19 protein-coding genes are annotated in these 20,319 nt (G+C 31.0%); 8 read left to right on the plus strand and 11 right to left on the minus strand.

Annotated elements, in window-relative coordinates:
* Positions 1-3: 3 nt before the first annotated feature.
* The 3 genes from ACNI28_RS05760 to nfo form a co-directional block, all read right to left on the minus strand.
* Positions 4-180 carry a hypothetical protein gene (locus ACNI28_RS05760; protein ID WP_419766267.1) on the minus strand — a complete coding sequence of 59 codons (177 nt, stop codon included), beginning with the start codon at positions 178-180 and terminating at the stop codon, positions 4-6.
* A 334-nt stretch (positions 181-514) separates the two neighbouring features.
* Positions 515-1,498, minus strand: a complete 984-nt coding sequence (locus tag ACNI28_RS05765) for an IS110 family RNA-guided transposase (RefSeq protein ID WP_419764289.1) — start codon at positions 1,496-1,498, stop codon at positions 515-517.
* 349 nt (positions 1,499-1,847) lie between these two features.
* A complete protein-coding gene (gene nfo, locus ACNI28_RS05770) occupies positions 1,848-2,693 on the minus strand; it encodes a deoxyribonuclease IV (protein ID WP_419766268.1) in 846 nt (281 codons plus the stop codon).
* A gap of 170 nt (positions 2,694-2,863) precedes the next feature.
* On the opposite strand from nfo, the gene ACNI28_RS05775 reads away from it, so the two are divergent.
* Positions 2,864-4,555: an L-lactate permease gene (locus ACNI28_RS05775; protein ID WP_419766269.1), complete on the plus strand. Its 1,692-nt coding sequence runs from the start codon at positions 2,864-2,866 to the stop codon at positions 4,553-4,555.
* Between the two features lie 27 nt (positions 4,556-4,582).
* Here ACNI28_RS05775 and ACNI28_RS05780 read toward each other — a convergent pair whose 3' ends face one another.
* A complete protein-coding gene (locus ACNI28_RS05780; protein WP_419766270.1) occupies positions 4,583-4,921 on the minus strand; it encodes a hypothetical protein in 339 nt (112 codons plus the stop codon).
* Positions 4,922-5,127: 206 nt separating this feature from the next.
* On the opposite strand from ACNI28_RS05780, the gene ACNI28_RS05785 reads away from it, so the two are divergent.
* Complete coding sequence (locus ACNI28_RS05785) at positions 5,128-5,691, plus strand: flavin reductase family protein (protein WP_419766271.1); 564 nt, start codon at positions 5,128-5,130, stop codon at positions 5,689-5,691.
* Here ACNI28_RS05785 and fumC read toward each other — a convergent pair.
* The 6 genes from fumC to ACNI28_RS05815 form a co-directional block, all read right to left on the minus strand.
* Positions 5,688-7,085: a class II fumarate hydratase gene (fumC, locus tag ACNI28_RS05790; protein WP_419766272.1), complete on the minus strand. Its 1,398-nt coding sequence runs from the start codon at positions 7,083-7,085 to the stop codon at positions 5,688-5,690. The genes ACNI28_RS05785 and fumC overlap by 4 nt on opposite strands.
* A gap of 61 nt (positions 7,086-7,146) precedes the next feature.
* Positions 7,147-7,989 (minus strand): DUF5718 family protein, encoded by an 843-nt coding sequence (locus ACNI28_RS05795; RefSeq protein ID WP_419766273.1) that lies wholly within the window; start codon positions 7,987-7,989, stop codon positions 7,147-7,149.
* A gap of 252 nt (positions 7,990-8,241) precedes the next feature.
* Complete coding sequence (locus tag ACNI28_RS05800; RefSeq protein WP_419766274.1) at positions 8,242-9,225, minus strand: HpcH/HpaI aldolase/citrate lyase family protein; 984 nt, start codon at positions 9,223-9,225, stop codon at positions 8,242-8,244.
* Positions 9,226-9,375: 150 nt separating this feature from the next.
* Positions 9,376-10,431 (minus strand): MaoC family dehydratase, encoded by a 1,056-nt coding sequence (locus tag ACNI28_RS05805; protein WP_419766275.1) that lies wholly within the window; start codon positions 10,429-10,431, stop codon positions 9,376-9,378.
* Positions 10,432-10,440: 9 nt separating this feature from the next.
* On the minus strand, positions 10,441-12,960 hold the full coding sequence (locus tag ACNI28_RS05810; RefSeq protein ID WP_419766276.1) for an aldolase/citrate lyase family protein: 2,520 nt from the start codon (positions 12,958-12,960) through the stop codon (positions 10,441-10,443).
* A 13-nt stretch (positions 12,961-12,973) separates the two neighbouring features.
* The gene (locus ACNI28_RS05815) at positions 12,974-14,107 is read right to left on the minus strand and encodes an HpcH/HpaI aldolase/citrate lyase family protein (RefSeq protein WP_419766277.1); all 1,134 of its coding nucleotides are present in this window, start codon (positions 14,105-14,107) and stop codon (positions 12,974-12,976) included.
* Positions 14,108-14,491: 384 nt separating this feature from the next.
* Between ACNI28_RS05815 and ACNI28_RS05820 the strand changes: the two genes are divergently transcribed.
* Positions 14,492-15,217, plus strand: a complete 726-nt coding sequence (locus tag ACNI28_RS05820; RefSeq protein WP_419766278.1) for an IclR family transcriptional regulator — start codon at positions 14,492-14,494, stop codon at positions 15,215-15,217.
* On the opposite strand, the gene ACNI28_RS05825 is transcribed toward ACNI28_RS05820, so the two are convergent.
* Complete coding sequence (locus tag ACNI28_RS05825) at positions 15,214-15,600, minus strand: hypothetical protein (RefSeq protein WP_419766279.1); 387 nt, start codon at positions 15,598-15,600, stop codon at positions 15,214-15,216. The two genes, ACNI28_RS05820 and ACNI28_RS05825, sit on opposite strands and share 4 nt — an antisense overlap.
* 62 nt (positions 15,601-15,662) lie before the next feature.
* Between ACNI28_RS05825 and ACNI28_RS05830 the strand changes: the two genes are divergently transcribed.
* Genes ACNI28_RS05830 through clpX form a run of 5 tightly spaced genes read left to right on the plus strand, consistent with a single transcriptional unit; the run spans position 15,663 to position 20,305 of the window.
* A complete protein-coding gene (locus tag ACNI28_RS05830) occupies positions 15,663-16,736 on the plus strand; it encodes an epoxyqueuosine reductase QueH (protein ID WP_419766280.1) in 1,074 nt (357 codons plus the stop codon).
* Positions 16,737-17,780, plus strand: a complete 1,044-nt coding sequence (gene lpxB, locus ACNI28_RS05835; RefSeq protein WP_419766281.1) for a lipid-A-disaccharide synthase — start codon at positions 16,737-16,739, stop codon at positions 17,778-17,780. It begins immediately after the preceding gene.
* A 53-nt stretch (positions 17,781-17,833) separates the two neighbouring features.
* Positions 17,834-18,277: a 3-hydroxyacyl-ACP dehydratase FabZ gene (fabZ, locus tag ACNI28_RS05840; RefSeq protein ID WP_419766282.1), complete on the plus strand. Its 444-nt coding sequence runs from the start codon at positions 17,834-17,836 to the stop codon at positions 18,275-18,277.
* Positions 18,278-18,284: 7 nt separating this feature from the next.
* The gene (gene lpxA, locus ACNI28_RS05845; protein ID WP_419766283.1) at positions 18,285-19,073 is read left to right on the plus strand and encodes an acyl-ACP--UDP-N-acetylglucosamine O-acyltransferase; all 789 of its coding nucleotides are present in this window, start codon (positions 18,285-18,287) and stop codon (positions 19,071-19,073) included.
* A 5-nt stretch (positions 19,074-19,078) separates the two neighbouring features.
* Positions 19,079-20,305 carry an ATP-dependent Clp protease ATP-binding subunit ClpX gene (gene clpX / locus ACNI28_RS05850; protein ID WP_419766284.1) on the plus strand — a complete coding sequence of 409 codons (1,227 nt, stop codon included), beginning with the start codon at positions 19,079-19,081 and terminating at the stop codon, positions 20,303-20,305.
* Positions 20,306-20,319 lie beyond the last annotated feature (14 nt).

The following is a 20,319-nucleotide window of genomic DNA, read 5'->3' on the forward strand; positions in this document are numbered from 1 at the left end:
TACTTATGCATTTTCAAAAAGAAAATCTTCTAATTCTTCTTTGGTATATTCTTTTGACTCATCAAGAATAAATACTCCGCCATCTGCTGGAATATACTCAGTATATTCTAGTTCTCCACTAGTATTAATAAACCCTACTATTAACTTATCATCTTTTTCTACATAAATATAATTATCCATAATGTAACCTCTTTTGTAAGATAAATTTTACCAAACAATTAATTACACCAAAGTAATTTAATGATTATAAAAAATTAATATTATAGTTTACGTCAAAAAAAGAAATTTAAAAAAAGAAAATATCCTTATCCCTCTTTCCCAACATCTGCAAAAGCCGAACGTTTATTTTTCTTTTTTCCAAACACGTTTGGCAACTGTTTGAGTGTTTGAAATTTGCTAAATGCAAGTTTTAATAAGCGAGTTTTGACAAGCGGGAAAAAGAAAAATAATAAGTAAGGGAACCCGAAGGGCTTTGAAGTTGCCACCTTAAAAACAGATAAAAAAATCTAAATTATCATAAATATCTTTTAAATCTTTCCTCATCATATATTTCGTTATTTTTATAAATACTATGTGCTATTACTACTATTTTCCTCATTACTGCTATTTGTGCTACTGTTGTATGTTTCCCATTATCTTTTAATCTATTATAAAATCTTTTTAACTCTTCATTATATTGTGTGGCATTTAGGCTTGCCATAAACAATACACTTCTACATAGTTTTGAACCAGCTTTTGATATTCTTGTTCTTCCTTTTATTGATGTTCCTGAACTCTTCTCTATTGGATCTAATCCTGCAAGTGATATTATCTCTTTTTGGTTTGCATTTGAGTATTGTATAAAATGATGCAATAGAACTATTGCTGATACTTCTCCTACACTTTTTATACTTTGTATATTTATAAATGCTTCTTGAAGTTTCTCATCTTTTGCTATTACTTTTTTTATTTCAAGTAGTATCTCTTTTTCTTTTTGTTCTAAAAGTTTTATCTCTTTTTTTATTCTTTGTATTAATTTACTTATTCCATCTTTAGCTATCAAAGATTCTAAATGATTTTTATTTTGTGATTTTTGTTTAATTAAAAATTGATAGTAAGTTATCAACTCTTTTATCTCTTCTATTTCTTGTTTTATTACTGGTACTTTAATCTGTTCCTTTGATGCTGTTACTATCATTTGTGATAACATTCGGGCATCATTTACATCATTTTTATTTCTTTGTCCTATGGCTTTACTAAAATTTGAACTTTGTTTAGGATTTACTATAAAGCATTTGATATTTTTATTTGCTGCAAACTTTTTTATAACAGAAGAATAATTCCCTGTTGGTTCATACACAAATACTAACTTATCTATATCTTTTTTGTAATGCTTTTTTAATTTAGAATATAGACTTTTTAATGATTTTAAATTATTCTCAATAACTAAATCTAAATCATTAAAAGGAACATACACATTGATTGTTGACTTACTAATATCTAATCCGATAGAATACATATCTGGAACCTTTATTTTAGGATAAAGAGTTCGTTAGGGTAGGATTTCTCCTACCTGATTTGTCATACATATTTCGGACTCGTAAATTCGAACTAGTTTATTACTGTTCTTGTTGCCACTCAAACTTTTAATATGACTATCTGACTTCAAATCAAGATGATTATTTTTTAATCTCTTTCGCCGTAGTTCGATATATCACTTAACAAACTCTATGAAAATATATTATCTATATCTCCATTAATTTTATTATACGAGCCGTTGGTGGCTTTTTGTTTTACTTTTTGCTACCAAAAAGTGAAGAAGCGAAGAACGTCAGTTCTTCAAGAGCGAAATAAAAGGAAAATTCCTTTTATTTTTCCACTAATTTATACAAATTAGCAATCTCCTCCGCCCAAATCTCCTCATTAATAGTCTCTAAAACAAGAGGAATATCATCCATCCTCTCATCATTCATAATAAACCCAAAAGCATCCCAACCAATCTTTCCCGCACCCAAACTATCATGTCTATCTACTCTGCTTCCTAGTTCTGGTTTTGAGTCATTGATATGCATACCCATTAGGTATTGTCTTCCTACTACATCGTCAAACTCTTTCCATGTTTTATCGTAGGCTTCTCGTGTTCTTATATCATATCCAGCTGTAAACATATGACAGGTATCTATACATACTCCTACTCTGCTTTTATCTTCTATTTTATCTATGATATAAGCTAGGTGTTCGAACTTGTATCCTAAGTTGCTTCCTTGTCCTGCTGTGTTTTCTATTACTAGCTTTATGTCATTTGTTGCATCAATTGCTTTGTTCATAGATAAAGCGATATTATCCAAACACTCTTCTTCACTTATCTTTCTTAAATGACTTCCGGGGTGGAAGTTTAGTCTATCTAGTTTTAGGATTTCACATCGCTGTATTTCATGGATAAATCCATCTAGTGATTTTTGTCTGTTTTCTTCTATTGGGTGTCCCAAGTTGATAAGATAAGAATCGTGAGGTAAGATATGCTTTGGTAGTATTCCACATTTGTCCATCTCTTCAAACCATTTATCTAAAACATCATTTTCTAGAGGTTTTGCTGCCCATTGTCTTTGATTTTTTGTAAAAAGGGCAAATGCTTTTGCCCCTATTGCTGTGGCATTTATAGGTGCGTTATATACTCCACCACTTGCGCTAACGTGTGCTCCTACATATTTCATTTATCTATCCTAATATCTTTTTGCGAGGATTTTACTAAATCTTGGGTTTTATGTTGCTTATTGTTTCATTTTAGTTCTTTTCTATATAAAATGCTATGTTAATGCTACTTTTATCATACAAATATCATTTTCTTTAATTAATATTTAATTATAAATTTTAAGGAGATCTTATGGAAATAAGCACACAAGCACTTTTTGCTGCACTTCCTATACTTGTATCAGCGATATTGTTAGTTGGATTTAGGCTACCTGCAAAAAAAGCAATGCCTATTGTTTATGTAGTTACAACTCTTGTAGCCTTTTATATATGGGAAGTTAGTTTTACAAGAATACTTGCTTCATCAATTCAAGGTTTATTGATTACAATTGCCGTTTTATGGATAATATTTGGTGCAATTTTATTACTAAATACACTTAAACACTCTGGTGCAATAAAAGTGATTCGAGAAGGATTCAACAATGTAAGTCCAGATAGAAGAGTTCAAGTTATTATTATTGCTTGGCTATTTGGTTCATTTATTGAAGGTGCTTCAGGGTTTGGAACACCAGCTGCTATTGCAGCGCCACTTATGGTTGCAATTGGTTTTCCTGCAATGGCCGCTGTTATGATAGGTATGATGATACAAAGTACTCCTGTATCATTTGGTGCCGTTGGAACTCCTATTTTAATAGGAGTTAACAAAGGTTTAGATGCACAAAGTATTGGTACCTCTTTAGAAGCTGCAGGTTCAAACTGGGAAACTTATCTACAAATAATCACTAGTGAAGTTGCAGTTATTCATGCTATAACTGGTACTTTGATTCCACTATTTATGATTATTATGATGACTAGATTTTTTGGTAAAAACAAATCATGGACAGAAGGCTTATCTATTTTACCATTTGCTATTTTTGGTGGATTGGCATTTACTATTCCTTATGCGCTAACTGGTATGTTTTTAGGTGCAGAGTTTCCTTCTCTTATTGGAGCTTTAGTTGGACTCCCAATAGTAATATTTGCAGCTAAAAAAGGCTTTTTAATTCCTAAAGACTCTTGGGATTTTGCTCCAAAAGAGAAGTGGCCTGTTCATTGGGTATCAAAACTTGAGATGAACCTTGATGCTATGAATACTAAAGTTGATATGTCACTTACAAGAGCTTGGATTCCATATGTACTTGTGGCGATTATATTAGTGATTACAAGGGTTTCAGATGAAGCAAATGCTTTTGTTAAATCTTGGGTTATTCCTTTTAAAAATATTTTAGGTGAAGGCTTAGGTTACTCAATAACTCCTCTTTATCTTCCAGGTGGTATCTTAGTATTTGTAGTTTTAATCACTTATTTTCTACACAAAATAGAATTTAAAGAGATGAAAGAAGCACTAAGTGAGTCTTCAAAGGTAATGCTAGGTGCTGGTTTTGTACTTATATTTACTATTCCATTAGTTAGAATACTTATTAACTCGGGAGTAAATGAGGCAGGGTTTGATTCTATGCCAGTTGCTATGGCAAATTTTGTGGCAATTTCAGTTGGTGATATTTATCCACTATTTGCTCCAGCAATTGGTGCACTAGGAGCTTTTATTGCAGGAAGTAATACTGTTTCAAATATGATGCTAAGTCAATTCCAATTTGGAGTTGCAGATGCTCTTGGACTTTCAACTGCTCTTATGGTATCCCTTCAAGCAGTAGGTGCTGCTGCTGGAAATATGATAGCAATACATAATGTTGTTGCAGCTTCTGCAACTGTTGGATTACTTGATCAAGAGGGTGAGATATTAAGAAAGACAATTATACCTACTATTTATTATTGTATAATTGCTGGAGTTATTGGTCTTATAGGTATGTATTATCTGGGGATTACTGACCCTTTAATTAAATAAACTAAAAAGAGGGTACTCCCTCTTTTTTTACCTACACATTTTTTGATTACTTCTTCTACTATAAATTCCATAAAGTGCTTTTTGCAAGATATGGATTTCATAGCACTCTTTTTTATTTGTATCTTTTTTGTTTAATTTTTTAACTATTTCATAGATATCAATAGCTTTTGAATTTAAAAACTCTCCATTAAAGGGTTCATGTTTAGATACAAAAATTTTATCTGCATCAAGCACATAATAACTTTGATACTCTTCCCCTTGATATTTTACTACGTAGTTTTCCAAAAAATTTATATCAAATGATTCATCATAACCATTATATAAACCAAAAGAGATATTTGTTCTTTTATGGCTTAAGCTACTCATCTCCCACTTTCCTATTAAATCTTTAGGTGATATTGCAAAAATTGAAGAAATTATAAATATAAGTATAAAAATTATTTTTATCTTTTATCCTTTATTAATAGCTATTTTTTTAGTTATTTTATGATTTAATTGATTAATGAGCACTTAAAGGTTTCAAAGGGCATTAACCAAAAACTAAATATAATAAATAAAAAAAAGGTACTTTAATGATTCTTGATTATGAAGAGATAAACGATTTAAATAGATATAAAATTATGTCAGACACTGTTGTTCCAAGACCAATTGCTTGGATAGTAACAGATGATGATGGAGTATTAAATGCAGCTCCATTTTCATATTTTATACCAATATCAAGTAATCCAGCAGCTTTAATAGTTGCAATTGGAATAAAAGAGGACGGAAGCCCAAAAGATAGTTTAGCAAATATTCTAAAAACAAAAAAAGCAACAATCTGTTTTGTAAACAAAGACAATGTTGAGCAAGTAAAACTCTCATCAACTATGTTAGCAAAAGAGCAAAGTGAAATTGAAGAGTATTCAATTGAAGTGCAAAAAGTACTGGAAGATTTTCCACCTATGATTTCATCTTCACAAAGTGCACTTTTTTGTGAGTATTATGACACTGTAAAAATCCCAGGAAAAACTACACCTCTTATTTTAGAGATAAAAAAACAGTTTATCGAAGATGAAAGAATCAATGAAAAGATGCACATCAATGTAGAAAACATAGGAAGAAGTGGAGTTAAATTTAAGGCGATGGTTGACCTTTAGTTTTTAGGTCTTACCATCTCTTGGGGTTTAACATACTGCTCGAACTCTTTTTGAGTTAATATACCCAATTTCACAGCTTCTTCTTTTAGAGTTGTTCCATTTTTGTGAGCTGTTTTTGCAATAAGAGCAGCTTTTTCATATCCTATATATGGGTTTAGAGCTGTTACTAACATCAAAGAGTCATTTAGATACTTTTCTATATTTTTCTTATTTGCTACTATTCCTACTGCACAATTATCATTGAAAGCCTTCATTGTGTCACTCAAAAGCCTAATTGACTGTAAAATATTATAGGCAATAACAGGCTTAAATACATTCAACTCAAAGTTACCTTGACTAGCACTAACACTTACTGTTGTATGATTCCCCATGACTTGCACAGCTACCATAGTCATAGCTTCACTTTGGGTTGGATTTACTTTTCCAGGCATGATTGAACTTCCAGGTTCATTTTCTGGAATACTTAACTCCCCTATTCCACATCGTGGACCTGAGGCTAACCATCTTATATCATTTGCTATTTTCATAAGATTTGAAGCAAGGGCATTTAAAACTCCACTTAAAAAAACTTCTCCATCGTGTGATGTTAAAGAGTGGAATTTATTGGGATGAGAAAGAAACTTATATTTTGTTTTTGTATTAATATTCAAGTTTTCACAAACAAGGCGCGAAAAATCAGGGTGAGCATTTAGCCCTGTTCCAACTGCTGTTCCACCAATGGCAAGTTCAGTTATATATTTCATGCTATCATCTATTTGATTTAGAGCTTTTTCTAACATCTCCACATAAGCAGAAAACTCTTGACCTAAGGTAAGTGGAGTAGCATCTTGTAGATGTGTTCGTCCTATTTTTATAATATCTTCAAACTCTTTAGACTTATTTTCTAGGGTATTTTTAAGTTGATTTATTGCAGGGATTAGTTGAGATTGTATCTCTAAGACAAAGGCTATTCTCATGGCACTTGGGAAAGTGTCATTTGAACTTTGGGCTTTATTTACATCATCATTTGGGTGAATTGACTTTTCACTTCTAAAATCTTTTCCTAAAAGCTCACTCGCTCTTGAAGATATGACTTCGTTTAGGTTCATATTTGACTGGGTTCCACTTCCTGTTTGCCACACTACCAAAGGAAAGTTATCATCTAATTTTCCCTCAATAATTTCGTCACACACTTTACTTATGGCATCTTTTTTCTCTAGGGAAAGTTTTTGTAAATCATAGTTTACTATTGCACAAGATTTTTTCAAATACCCAAAGGCTTTGATTATCTCTTGGGGCATTTTTTCAATACCTATGGGGAAATTTTCCAAACTTCTTTGGGTTTGGGCTGCCCAATATTTATCATTTGGGACTTTGATTTCACCCATAGTATCTTTTTCAATTCTATACTTCATGATAATCCCTCCTCTTTTTTGTTAATTATATAACAAAAAACAAAGAGATTATTGAAAAAGTTTATTTAACTATTTGATGAAGTTTAGAACACTGGGATAAGAAAACATCAGAGCCTGCCATATCTTGCATAATATCTTCAAATGAATGGAAGTGAGCATTATAAACATATATAAAAATTTCATCCCCTTTTTCTAAAAAGTGATGTTTCCCAAATTCTGTATATGCTGTAGCACCCGCGGCTATTAACAAACCTTTGTGCTTATTTATATCTTTCAAAAAAGGTGGCAACTCTTCCAATGGTCCCAAATCCTCTTGGGTATTAAACTTATCTATCATCCATGTTTTAAGTTGATTGAAAAAATAAGAATACGATCTTACAGCACTAACTGTTCCATAATCTCTCAAAATTCCATCACGTCTAATAAATGAAGCAATATGAAACTTATTTAAGATACCATCCTCTTCAAAACTATCTATTTCTATAAAATCATGGGCAATACCTTTTGAGCCTTTTCCCCAGTTCTTTTTAGTACTTAGTTTGTTTCCATCTTGGATTCTATTTGAGCAATCATTAAATGCCCCAAAGTATTTTGGTTTTAAGTCTACTAGTTTGTCATTTTCATATACAAAATCACAGATTAATCCAACCTCAGCTTCAACTTGCAAATGTTCTATATCGTTATGATTTATCTCATCTGTACAAATGGGAAACTGTGCTAAAAAGCTATCATGATTTGGAATATAAAAAGGGAACAATCCCTTTGGAGCATCTTTTTCATCTGTTTTTATTACTGAGAATTCATCAGCTTCTCCAGCTTCTCCTAAATGGTTTGCAAAATTTCCTGCAACACCAAATCCTAAATAATCTTTTAATTCATCTAATTTTATATTATGTCTATTCATTTTTTTGCCTTCAATTTTTTAAATTTGTGACAATGTGTTTTTTTGTTTTGGATGATTATTTATTTGAGTGAGAATTTTTTCGTGAAGTTTATGTGGGTAGTTAAATTATATTGTCTAAAAATCTACCTGGGGTTTAAACTCTTCTCACCATAGTTGGCGACCTTGACGAGCTTTTTCATCATATATCCTTTCATATTAAATTATAGATAAAAGGTTACCCTCTTATCTATAAACTCAGCTTAAGAATTTTAATTAAGCAAAAAATCTTTTAGTTACTTCATCTAACAGTTTAGCCCCTGAGAAGTGTGCTCTTTGAACTAGTTCCCAAAAGTATCTATATGTTGCTCTATCGTGTAGTTCACCTTCATATTGAATAGGTCCCCACTCAGCATCTTGAGCTGCTAGTAAAATATTTTGTGCAGCTTCTAGTTCTGTAAAGTCTGGTTTCATTGCATCAACGATTGCTTGTACTTGTGTTGGGTAAATTGACCACATTCTCATAAATCCAAACTCATTTCTTGCTCTCTCTGCGTCTTTAAATGTTTGGTATGGGTTTTTTAAATCCAATGTAACATTGTGACAAGGAATAACATGATTTTGAATAGCTGCTTGACATACTTTTGCTTTTGCAGCTCCAATTAATCTATGCTCAAATTGACCTGGGCTTCTCATGTTAATAGCTGGGATTGCTCCTTGGTAACCTGATACAAAGTCCATAAGACCGAAGTCTAAAACTTGTAACCAAGGTAAAGTTGCAGTTTTTTCTACATCTTGTAGTGCTCCATGAGTTTCAATTAACACATGAATAGGAATCTCTCTAGTAATTCCTGCTTTTTTAGCTACATCTTGAATATACTCAATTTGCATTTTTGCATCTTCATAAGAAGTTGATTTTGGTAAAGTTATATATGCTAACTTTTCACCAGCACCAGGAACTAAGATATCAACATCTTGTCTCCAGTCAGGGTGTGCAGCATCATGGATTCTTGTTCCTGCCATTGCATAAGGGTTAGCATCAGAGTTTACAACTCTAACAATCATCTCTGCGTGTTCAACTTCTTTACCAGTCTCAGCTCCATCTTCACAATCACAAGTGATATCAAAAACAGGTCCAAGTTTCTTTTGCATCTCGAAACCTTTTAAAATAAGTTTCTCGCTACCTGCAAAGTGCTCACAAGTTGGGATGATTGGTAAAGATTTACCAGATTCAAATAGTGCTTCATTAGGGTGTGTCATATTATTTTCCTTTTTTAAATTTCGTCCCTCAATTTTAAAAGGGACCTTTTTGTTTAATGTCTTCTTTTTATCATGGGAAATAAATTCCCATTAAAAGAAGCAAAATCCTAAAGGAGGCAACGAGTTGCCTCTATCGTAATACTATTAAATTTATTTTTGTTTTCTTGGGATTACAACTGTGTAATCTAAATCTAAAACTACATTCTTAATATACTTTCCATTTTCATCAAAAGTAGATTCAACATCTTGAGCTTTCATATTTTTAAGACCAACTGTTCTTAATCTTAAAAGTCCAATATCATCTCTGTTATCAAGTTCTATTGTCTCAACAATCTCAGTAAACGCATAGATAGTATCTCCTGCAAATGTTGGATTTGCATGAGCTCCACTATTTATTGAATAAAGCCATTGTGCATTTTGTAAACCATTAAAAGAGTTACTTCTAGCTATAGAGATAACATGACCTCCATACATAAGTCGCTGTTTCATAGGGCTACTTTGCATCATAAAATCATCAAAATGTACTTTTGCATTATTTTGATAAAGTTTTGTTGCTAAAGTATGGTCACTATTATCAACAGTAATTCCCTCTGGATGATTTAATCTCTCACCTACTTCATAATCTTCAAAAAAGTATTTTCCACCACTTGCATCTGTATCAATATCTTTTTGAACTGGGATATTAATACTGCTTGATATTGGAAGAGTTTTTTCAAAAGTAGGAACACTATTTGTACCTAAGATTGTCTCTTTATCTTTTTTATGAACCATAACCCATCTTTTAAGGTTTAATACCTCTTTTTCATCTTGGTTATATCCAATAGAGTGAACATAAACCACTCCACTTTTACCATTTGAATTCTCTTTTAATCCAATAACTTCTGTTTCAAGTCTAACTGTATCACCTACGAATACAGGATTTGGGAAACTCACTTCTGCATAACCTAAGTTTGCAATAGCATTTAAAGAGATATCTTGAACTGATTTCCCAAATGTTAAATGGAACATCAACAAATCATCAAGAGGTTTTTTTTCATATCCCATCTTTTGTGCTAACAAATCAGATGAATGTAAAGCAAATCTACTTCCAGTTAGGGCGATGTAAAAAGACACATCACCATCTGTAATTGTTCTTGGAAGTGGATGAACTATTTTTTGACCGATTGTAAAATCTTCAAAAAAGTTACCTAAGTTTATTTTAGACATTCTTACTCCTTATTTACCAAATAAATTTTGACCCAATGACTTATATGTTTCATATAATGTTATCATCTTTTTAGCCCATTTAATTCTACTACTATCAACAAGTTTATCTTTGTATTGAATCACTTCTTTTCCATCTTTTGCAGCTTCATCAAACTTAGCAATCATCTCTTCATACTCTTGAACTTCTTTTCGTTTTGGAGTAAAGATATCATTGATATACTCAGCTTGTATTGGATGAATCAGAGCTTTACCATCAAAACCTAAGTCATAGGCATCTTTTGTTGAAGCTTCACAAGCAAACTCATCATGAACATCGTAATGAGGTCCATCAATAACTGTTTTACCATAAGCTTTTGCAGATAAGGCAATACGTGCTAGATAATTAAACATCGCTTTTGAGCCTCTTTTAATATCTATTTGAAGTCTGTTTGATAAGTTATTAGAACCTACAACTACAACTTCTAATTTGCTACTTGATGCACAAATATCAGGTGAGTTTAAAATCGCAAGTGGAGTTTCAATCATAACCATCATTGTAAGGTTTGGATTAACTTCCATTAGAGCTTTTTCAGCTTCTAATACTTGTTCAACTGTCTCAATTAAAGAAAATAAAATACCATCTACTTCAAGTTCAGAAGCTAGTTCCATATCTTTTTTAAACTCTTCACTTCCAACAGCGTTTACTCTTAATACTCTCTCAGATTCTCCAAACTTTGAACCCTCTTCTTTATATACTTCTCTAATCACATTTCTTGCAGTCTCTTTTTGCTCTTGTAAAATAGCTTCTAAATCAAAAACAACAGTATCTGCAAGAATTGTTTTTGCTTTTTTTACAAACTTTTTATTATAAGCTGGAACAAAAATCATTGATCTTCTTGCTTTATACTCAATAACTTCTTCACCACTCTCTTTAGCATGATATTGTTCATGTAACTGTTTTACAAGTTGTTTTCGCAGAACCTTTCCATTTTTAGTTCTTGGATAATCTTTAAGTGCAAAAATTGTTTTTGGTGCTTTATATTTTGCTAAATTAGCTTGAGAAAAGGCTAATACCTCATCTTCTTGCTCTTGTGTTAAATCTGTATGTCCAATAACTGCAATTGCAACTATTACTTTATCTTTTCCAATTTCAAGTCCAAAAGCAACACAATCAGCTACTAAATCATGAGTTTTTACAACTCTTTCAATCTCATGTGGAGATACTCTAAATCCAAAAGTATTGATAATATCATCTTTTCTACCTATGAACCAGATATATCCATCTTTATCTTTTTTAGCATAATCACCTGTAAAAAAGTATCCATCATGTTTAGCTTTTGATGTTTCATCATCAAGTTGCCAATACTCTAAAAATAGACCTGGGTCATCCATACCTATACAAATCATACCCTCTTCTTCAGTTCCAACTTCTTCTAAAGTGTTTGGGTCTAAAAGTTTTACAATATGACCTGGCTGTACAAATCCAGCACTTCCTGGTCTAATTGGTTTATTTATTGAGTGTGAAATATAATAAGAACATTCACTCATACCAATTGCTTCATAAATATCTTGCTTGAATCTATCTCTCCATAATCCAATCATCTCATCAGATAGATGCTCACCAGCACTCATACAATATCTCAAACTTGGACAATCTTTTGCTGTAAAATCAGTCTTTTGAATAATCTGTCTATAGATTGTTGGAACTCCAATAAAGATAGTACATTGATGTTTTTTAATTAAATCAATCCACGTTCCAGCATCATTTGCACCTTCATAAGCAATAACTGTATGACCATTAAATAATGGATCCATAAGAGCTGAACCTAATACATAAGTCCAATTGAACTTACCAGAGTGCATAATTCTATCGTTTTCTTTAAAGTTGAACCAATACTCAGTTGCCGGAGTTCTACCTACTAATGATCTATGTGAGTGTAAAACACCCTTTGGATAACCTGTTGTTCCTGATGTATATACTAAATATGCAGGCTCACCTGATTTTGATTTATAGTGATTTGGGGTAGCATCACCATTTTTTAAAATATCATTTAAAGCGTATACTTTTATACCTTTTGGTTTTTCAAGCTCATCTACACTATCAATTGCTGCAACGATAATTGTTTTTAAGTTATCCACATTTTCTAAATATGGCACTAAGTTTTTATACATAGATGCCGATAATACAATAGCACTAGCTTGTGAATCTTCTGCAAGATATTTAACCTCTGAACCACTTAAAAGTGTAGAAGTAGGAACTGCAATAATTCCAGCTTTAATAGCACCAAAAAAAGAGATAGGATAAGCCAATGAGTTTTTTAAACAAACTAAAACTCTATCTCTTGCCCCAATTCCAATACTTGTAAGGAAATTAGCAACTTGGTCTGATTTTGTAGCTAAATCTTTATAAGTTATCTCATCAGTTCCTAATTTGTCATCTTCTATTATCATAGCTGTACTATTCTCTTTAGGTGTTCCTATGTGAGCAGATGTACAAGCTACACCAATATTTAAAAATTCAGGTACTTCGATTTTTATTGTTGAACTCATATTATATTCCTTACTATATTTGACCATATGGCCAGTTTTCTTTAAATGTATGTATTGGCATTTTATTTAATACTGTCAATGCAAAAGCTTGATCTTCTTTACTTAAACTTCTTAAAGCATAACCTCTTAAAAGGTTTTGTAATGATTTACCAAACATTGGTGGATCTAACATCTCACCTTTATATCTAATTGCACCACTTAAAAGTGCATCTGCTTCAAGAGCTGCTTTTAAAATCTCAATATCTTTTGCCGTCTCTTTTGGAGATGGAGTAAATGCTACTTTACAAACATTGATATGATTTGGTGTAATAACTTGTTTACCAGTTAATCCCATAGCTGTCTCTCTTTGAGCATGTGCATAAACGTGTCTTGAGGCATCATCACCATGTAAATCTAACCATCTTCTAATATCTTTTTTCTCAACACAAGAATCTGGTAAAGAGTTTGGAGTAAGTAAAACTTCAACCCCACCAATTACACCCTTACCTTTAATTCTAGCTTCCATTGTAAGAATATTAAAGAATGTCTCTAACTCATCTATCCAACCCTCAGGAGTGATTTTGTAAGCCATTGCTTTAGAGAAGTCATGGATACCAAATACAACATGTTGTACTGTTGAGTGACTCATTAACTGATCAGCAATTTTAAGAGACTTTGGATGCTCAATAATTGGTTGAATTTGTAAATTTGAACCAATAGAAACTAACCAAGAAGATAAATCTCTAATCTCAGCATCACCATAAACTTCACCAGCTTTTGCTAAAACTATAGCGTCAATATATTTATGTACTTGTTTTAACATTTTTAAATCTTCTTCATACTCATCTGTTCTAAAAGGGTTTATTCTAATAGCTATTTGAAAATCTCTCTCTGGAAATTTTGGTAACTCTTGAATTAAAAGCTCTCTAGACATTGCTTTTTGTCTACAACCATCTTCTAAGTCAAATAACACTGTGTGTGCTTTTGTCTTGTAAGCGTGTTTTTGAAGTCTTAGTTTTGCTTGCTCCATAGTTTCATAGCTACCATCCAATGGATTAAACTTAATTGGAGGATAGTATATTTGAATCCCAGGCCAATGCCCACCTAATACTGGTTTTAAATCATCATTTGCAGTTAATTTTGATAAATCTATAATAGACGAAGTCATGATATTTACCTTTATATATTTTATTTTTTTATTACTTTTTTTAAAGCAATACCTTTTCTTGTGAGAGAATTAATCCATATCTAATATAAACTCAAATATAAATTCTTTTATTAGTTTTTAAATTAAGAAAACTTTTATAACTATTATCTTTATCGATATAATAGGCTATCTAGAACTAGCCCATTTTATGAGTTTCACATAGTGAGAAAAAATAATCCAAAATTCTTACTATCTAAAATAAAAATTTTCTAATTACTTATTAAAATACTCATTTTTTACCCAAAGAGTTAATTCAAGAAATATTTAAGCTTTTATAAAAGCAAAGATAAGCCAATTTAAATAAAAAATGTTAAAATAAGAAAAATTAAACAAAAAGATATACTATTGCAAAATCAAAATAAGTCCTTAACCAAAGGTTTATCAATACTTAAATCAATTATGAAATCAAATAAGCCTTTAACAGCAAACTATTTATGCCAAAAGCATGACATAGATAAAAGTACTATGTCAAGACTTATTACAACACTTCTTTGTGAAGGATTTATAGAGTATGTTGAAAACTCTAAAGAGATTGTATTGAGTGATATTATGAAAAATATCTCTCAAAAAGAGTCAAGGGACAAAATTGTAGAAAAAACAGAAGCTTTACTTGATGAGATTTTTTATTTAACAGATGAGTGTTCTTATATTGGAGTTTTGGATAATAATGCAGTTTTATATTTAAATCAAATAGATAAATCAAATAGAGTTTTAAAAACAAGAGACTCAGTAGGGCTTCATGCCCCACTACATGCAAATGCCTTTGGGAAAATTTTATTAGCTTTTGAAGATGTAAATTTAAAAAGTTTAGATTTGAAAAAATATACAGTCAATACTATTACAACCGTAACAAAATTACAAAAAGAGATTGAGTTAGTTCAGCAAAGGGGTTATGCTATTGGCTTTGAAGAGTATGAATTTGGACTTTTTTCAATTGCCGTGCCATATTTTAATAACCGAAGAGAGTTTGTAGGAACTGTAGGAATTTCAGGTTTATCTGCAAGGGTAAATGAAGAAAAATCCCATGAATTAGCTAAAAAGATATTTAATCTGGTAAATCCAGTTATCTAATCTTTTTTTATTTTTATTAAAATATCATGCTCTTTATCTCTAAAAACTGTCTCTTTTTTACTATTGTCAAAAATTAATTTTAAAAAGTTTTCTTTATATGAATAGTGTAAATACTTTTTATTAAACTCTTTTGAACTTTCACATTCAAAAGTTGATTTGCATATTTTGTCTTTATATACTTTTAAATCTAGTACTGTTTTTCCTGCACTATATATTTGTACTTGAGTATAATCTTCAAACTTAGAAATAAACCCTTTATCATAAAACTTCATAGTAGGAGTTTTTATCAAAATTGTTGCACTTGATGAATTAATAATTTGCTTTTGAGCACATGAGCTTAGAAACAAAATCGTAAATAATAGGCTTATAAATATTTTAATCAAAAACTGCTCCTCTTTTAATTTGAAAATAATTTTACTATAATACGATTAAATAAAGGATTTAAATGCTTGTTCATATATGCTGTTCTGTTGATAGTCACTATTTTTTAGAAAGACTTCAACAAGATTTTCCAGATGAAAAGTTGGTTGGTTTTTTTTATGATCCAAATATTCATCCCTATAATGAATACCTACTTAGACTTAAAGATGTTGAATACTCTTGCCATAAATTAAACATAGAGTTAATAGAAGGACCTTATAATCTTGATGAGTGGCTAAAAAAGGTTAAAGGCTTAGAAAATGAGCCAGAAAAAGGCGATAGATGCACTGTTTGTTATGATGATAGATTAGAAACAACTGTTAAAAAAGCTATTGAATTAGGTCATGATAAATTTACAACAACCCTTTTAATCTCTCCAAAAAAATCCCAAGAAAAGCTTGAAATAATAGGAAACGATTTAGAAAAAAAATACAATATAAAATGGATTTTCAAAGATTATAGAAGTGGCAAAGGTGTAGAAGAACAAGCAAAAGTAGTAAAAGAAAACTCTTTTTATAGACAAAATTATTGTGGTTGTTTATTTGGACTAAGTGCACAAAGACAGAGTCAAGATAAGCTTATGGATGAGATGTTTTTGCCTATTTCTAACCAAATCCTACCACAATCAATAGAATATAGACTAGAATTATATAATAATAGAACAAATTTAGAAGAGACAAACATTCCATATAGAATAGTTAAACAAAGATTTTTAAACTATAGACTTTTAAGTGCAAAAGTAAAAGTAGACAAAAAAATTGTTCCCTCATACTTTTTATGTTATTCAACAGTAAATAGAGGGAAAACAAGTGGAAGAATTGCATTTGAAAAGGCTGAGATTCATTATCTAAATAAAGATGAAGTAAAAATAATCACCGTAGATACTTTTAATGACTTTACCCAATCTCACTATAGAGATGTAAAAGACTTGATTTATCATCCTTTAACTTTTGAAGCTGAATTAAAAGTGCGAAATGACATCACTCAAAACCCTTATGGCTTATCGGCAATTGTTATTGTTGATGAAATAATTGAAGGAAAATATGAAATTGATATTGATGCAAAAATATATGAAGATGTAAAAGAGGTAATTATCTAAATGAAACTTCTTGTAAGTGCTATGGAAACTTCTTCAAACATACATTTAGCAGAGTTAAAAAAACATCTAAACAAAGACATTGAGCTTTTTGGAATATTTGATAAAAAACTTGGAAATCCAAATTATGATATCGAACAACTTGCTATCATGGGCTTTGTTGATGCAATAAAAAGATTACCCTTTTTCTTTAAACTAAAAGACGAGATGGTAGAACTGGCAAAAGATGCTGATAAAGTTTTACTTATGGACTCATCTGGCTTTAATTTGCCCCTAGCAAAAGCTCTTAAAAAGAAGTATCCAAATAAAGAGATTATTTATTATATTTTACCTCAAGCATGGGCATGGAAAAAGGGAAGAATTCCCAAGATTGAAAGCTATTGTGACAAGCTTTGTTCAATCTTACCTTTTGAAAAAGAGTATTACAGTAAAAAAGAAAAAATCACATATGTGGGACATCCTTTACTTGATGAAATAACAGATTACAAAACTACTGTTTCTAATACTAACAAAATAGCTTTTATGCCAGGAAGTAGAAAAAATGAGATTATAAATCTTATGCCAATATTTAAAGAACTCATTAAAAGTATCCCAAATAAAGAGTATATTTTAATTATCCCTACAAAGTTTGATAAAGAGTATATAAAAACTATTTATGGAGACATATCATCATTTACAGTTTCAAACAATGCCCATGAAACTCTAAAACAAAGTGATTATGCTTTTATATGTAGTGGTACGGCAACACTTGAAGCAGCACTTATAGGAACACCTTTTACTCTAAGCTATATTGCTAAAAAACTTGATTATTTTATAGGTTCAAGACTTGTAAAACTTCCAGCAGTAGGTTTAGCAAATATTTTCTTTTCAAAAATGCAAAAAGAGTTAATTCATAGTGAATTTTTACAAGAAAATGTAAGCGTAGAAAACCTTTTGAATGACTATAAAAAGATGGATACTAACAAATTTATGGATAATTCAAAAATATTAAGAGAATATCTAAAATTTGGAAGTTCTAAGAATGTGGCTCAAATAATTCAAAACTAATTTATATTTTGATAGAATATATGCCTTAAATAAAAATATATAGGAAAAAATATATGTTAGACATTACAGAAATTCAAGAGATACTTCCACATAGATACCCTTTCTTACTTGTAGATAGAATTACAGATATGGAAAAAGGTAAAAGTATCGTTGGTTTTAAAAATATCTCTATTAGTGAACCTGCTTTTATGGGACACTTCCCTGGTCATCCAATTTATCCAGGTGTACTTATCCTTGAAGGAATGGCACAAGCTGGTGGAATCTTAGCCTTAAAAAGCAATAATTTATCAAATGAAGAGATGAAAAATAAAGTTATCTATTTTATGAGTATTGATGGAGCAAAATTTAGAACACCTGTAAAGCCTGGTGATAAATTAGAGTATAAAATTGAAGTAAAAAAACTAAGAGGAACTCTAATAGTTCTTGATGGTAAAGCTTTTGTTGATGATAAGTTGGTTGCTGAGGCTGAATTAAAAGCTATGGTAGTGGACAAATAGGTATTTGATGAATAACATCCATAAAACAGCTATAATAGAAGATGGTGCAATTATTGGTGACAATGTAACAATTGGTGCATATACAATCATCGGAGAAAATGTAAAAATTGGAAATGGAAATGTTATTGGTTCACATACAATAATTGCTGGTAAAACAACAATTGGAGATGACAATAAGATTTACTCACATACAGCACTTGGAACTGACCCTCAGGATTTAAAATATGATGGTGAAGATGTTGAACTAATCATTGGAAATAGAAATAAAATAAGAGAATTTACACTTTTTAATCCAGGTACTAAAGGTGGGGGTTCAATCACTAAAATTGGTGATGACAACCTTTTTATGGGTTATGTTCATGTTGCACATGATGTAATTATTGGAAACAACTGTGTTTTTGCAAATGTAGCAACACTTGCAGGACATGTAGAGATTGATGATTATGTTGTTGTTGGTGGATTAACTCCTATTCATCAGTTTTGTAAACTTGGAAGCCACTCAATGATTGGTGGTGGTTCTGTAGTAACACAAGATATTCCACCTTTTTGTTTAGCAGAAGGAAATAGAGCAAATCTTAGAGGTCTAAACCTAAATGGACTTAGAAGAAGGCTTGGAAGAGAAGATATAAATGCTGTAAAAAAAGCATACAAAGAGATTTTTGAATCAGGACAACCTATCCAAGAGGTTGCAAATGAATTAGTAAAAACACAAGATAATAAATATGTTTTAGAATTTACAAACTTTATTATAAATACAAAAAGAGGAATTCCTTTTATTAGAAAGCAGGAGAAGTAGAATATATGAGTAAATTAAAATGTGATTTTTGTGGGGCACAAGACAGTAAAGCAAATCCAGTAATATCTGGGGATAATGCTTGTATTTGTAAATCTTGTGTAAGTGCTGCTTTTGATATCATGAGTGGTAAAGAACCTGCAGAAAATGAACAACTACCAAGCAGTGAAGTTACAGAAAGTGCCGTAGAAGTAAAACTTCATACTCCAAGTGAATTAAAAGCTTTACTTGATGATTATGTTGTTGGACAACATAGAGCAAAAAAAGTTTTATCAGTTGCAGTTTATAACCACTACAAAAGAATTTTTAGACGTGATGAAATTGGCGAAGATACAGAAATAAATAAATCAAATGTTTTACTAATAGGTCCTACGGGTTCTGGTAAAACACTTCTTGCACAAACTATTGCAAGATATTTAGATGTTCCTTTAGCAATCGCAGATGCTACTAGCTTAACAGAAGCTGGATATGTGGGGGATGATGTTGAAAACGTTATTACACGACTTTTACAATCAGCTGAGGGTGATATTAAAAAAGCAGAAACTGGTATTATTTTTATTGATGAAATTGATAAGATTGCTAGAATGAGTGAAAATAGATCAATCACTAGAGATGTATCAGGGGAAGGTGTTCAACAAGCTATGCTTAAGATCATCGAAGGAAGTGTTGTAAATGTTCCACCAAAAGGTGGGAGAAAACATCCAGGTCAAGATATGATACAAGTGGATACAACAAATATCTTATTTATTTGTGGTGGAGCTTTTGATGGTTTAGAAGATATAATCAAAAGAAAAAAAGGGAACAATGTTCTAGGTTTTAATCAAACCAAAAGTAGTAAAAAAGACGAAGATGGTCTTATATCATTGGTTGAAGCAGATGATTTGGTAAAATATGGTTTAATTCCAGAGTTAATTGGAAGATTACACATGATTGCTACACTAAATGAAATCACAGAAGATGATATGGTTCATATTTTAACTGAACCAAAAAATGCACTTGTAAAACAGTACGTTAAACTTTTTGATATGGACAATGTTACTTTAAAATTTGATAAAGATGCCCTACTTGAGATTGCTAAAAAAGCAATAGAGAGAAAAACTGGTGCGAGAGGTCTTAGATCAATTTTAGAAGATATTATGCTTGATATTATGTTTGATTTACCAAACTACAAAGAGAAAACTATTACTATTACTAAAGATGTAGTAAGTGATAAAAAAGAACCAAAAATTGCTTAATTTTAAAAGGAGAA

Source organism: Arcobacter denitrificans (SeqCode) (assembly GCF_048571185.1).
Classification (GTDB): Bacteria; Campylobacterota; Campylobacteria; order Campylobacterales; family Arcobacteraceae; genus Arcobacter; species Arcobacter denitrificans.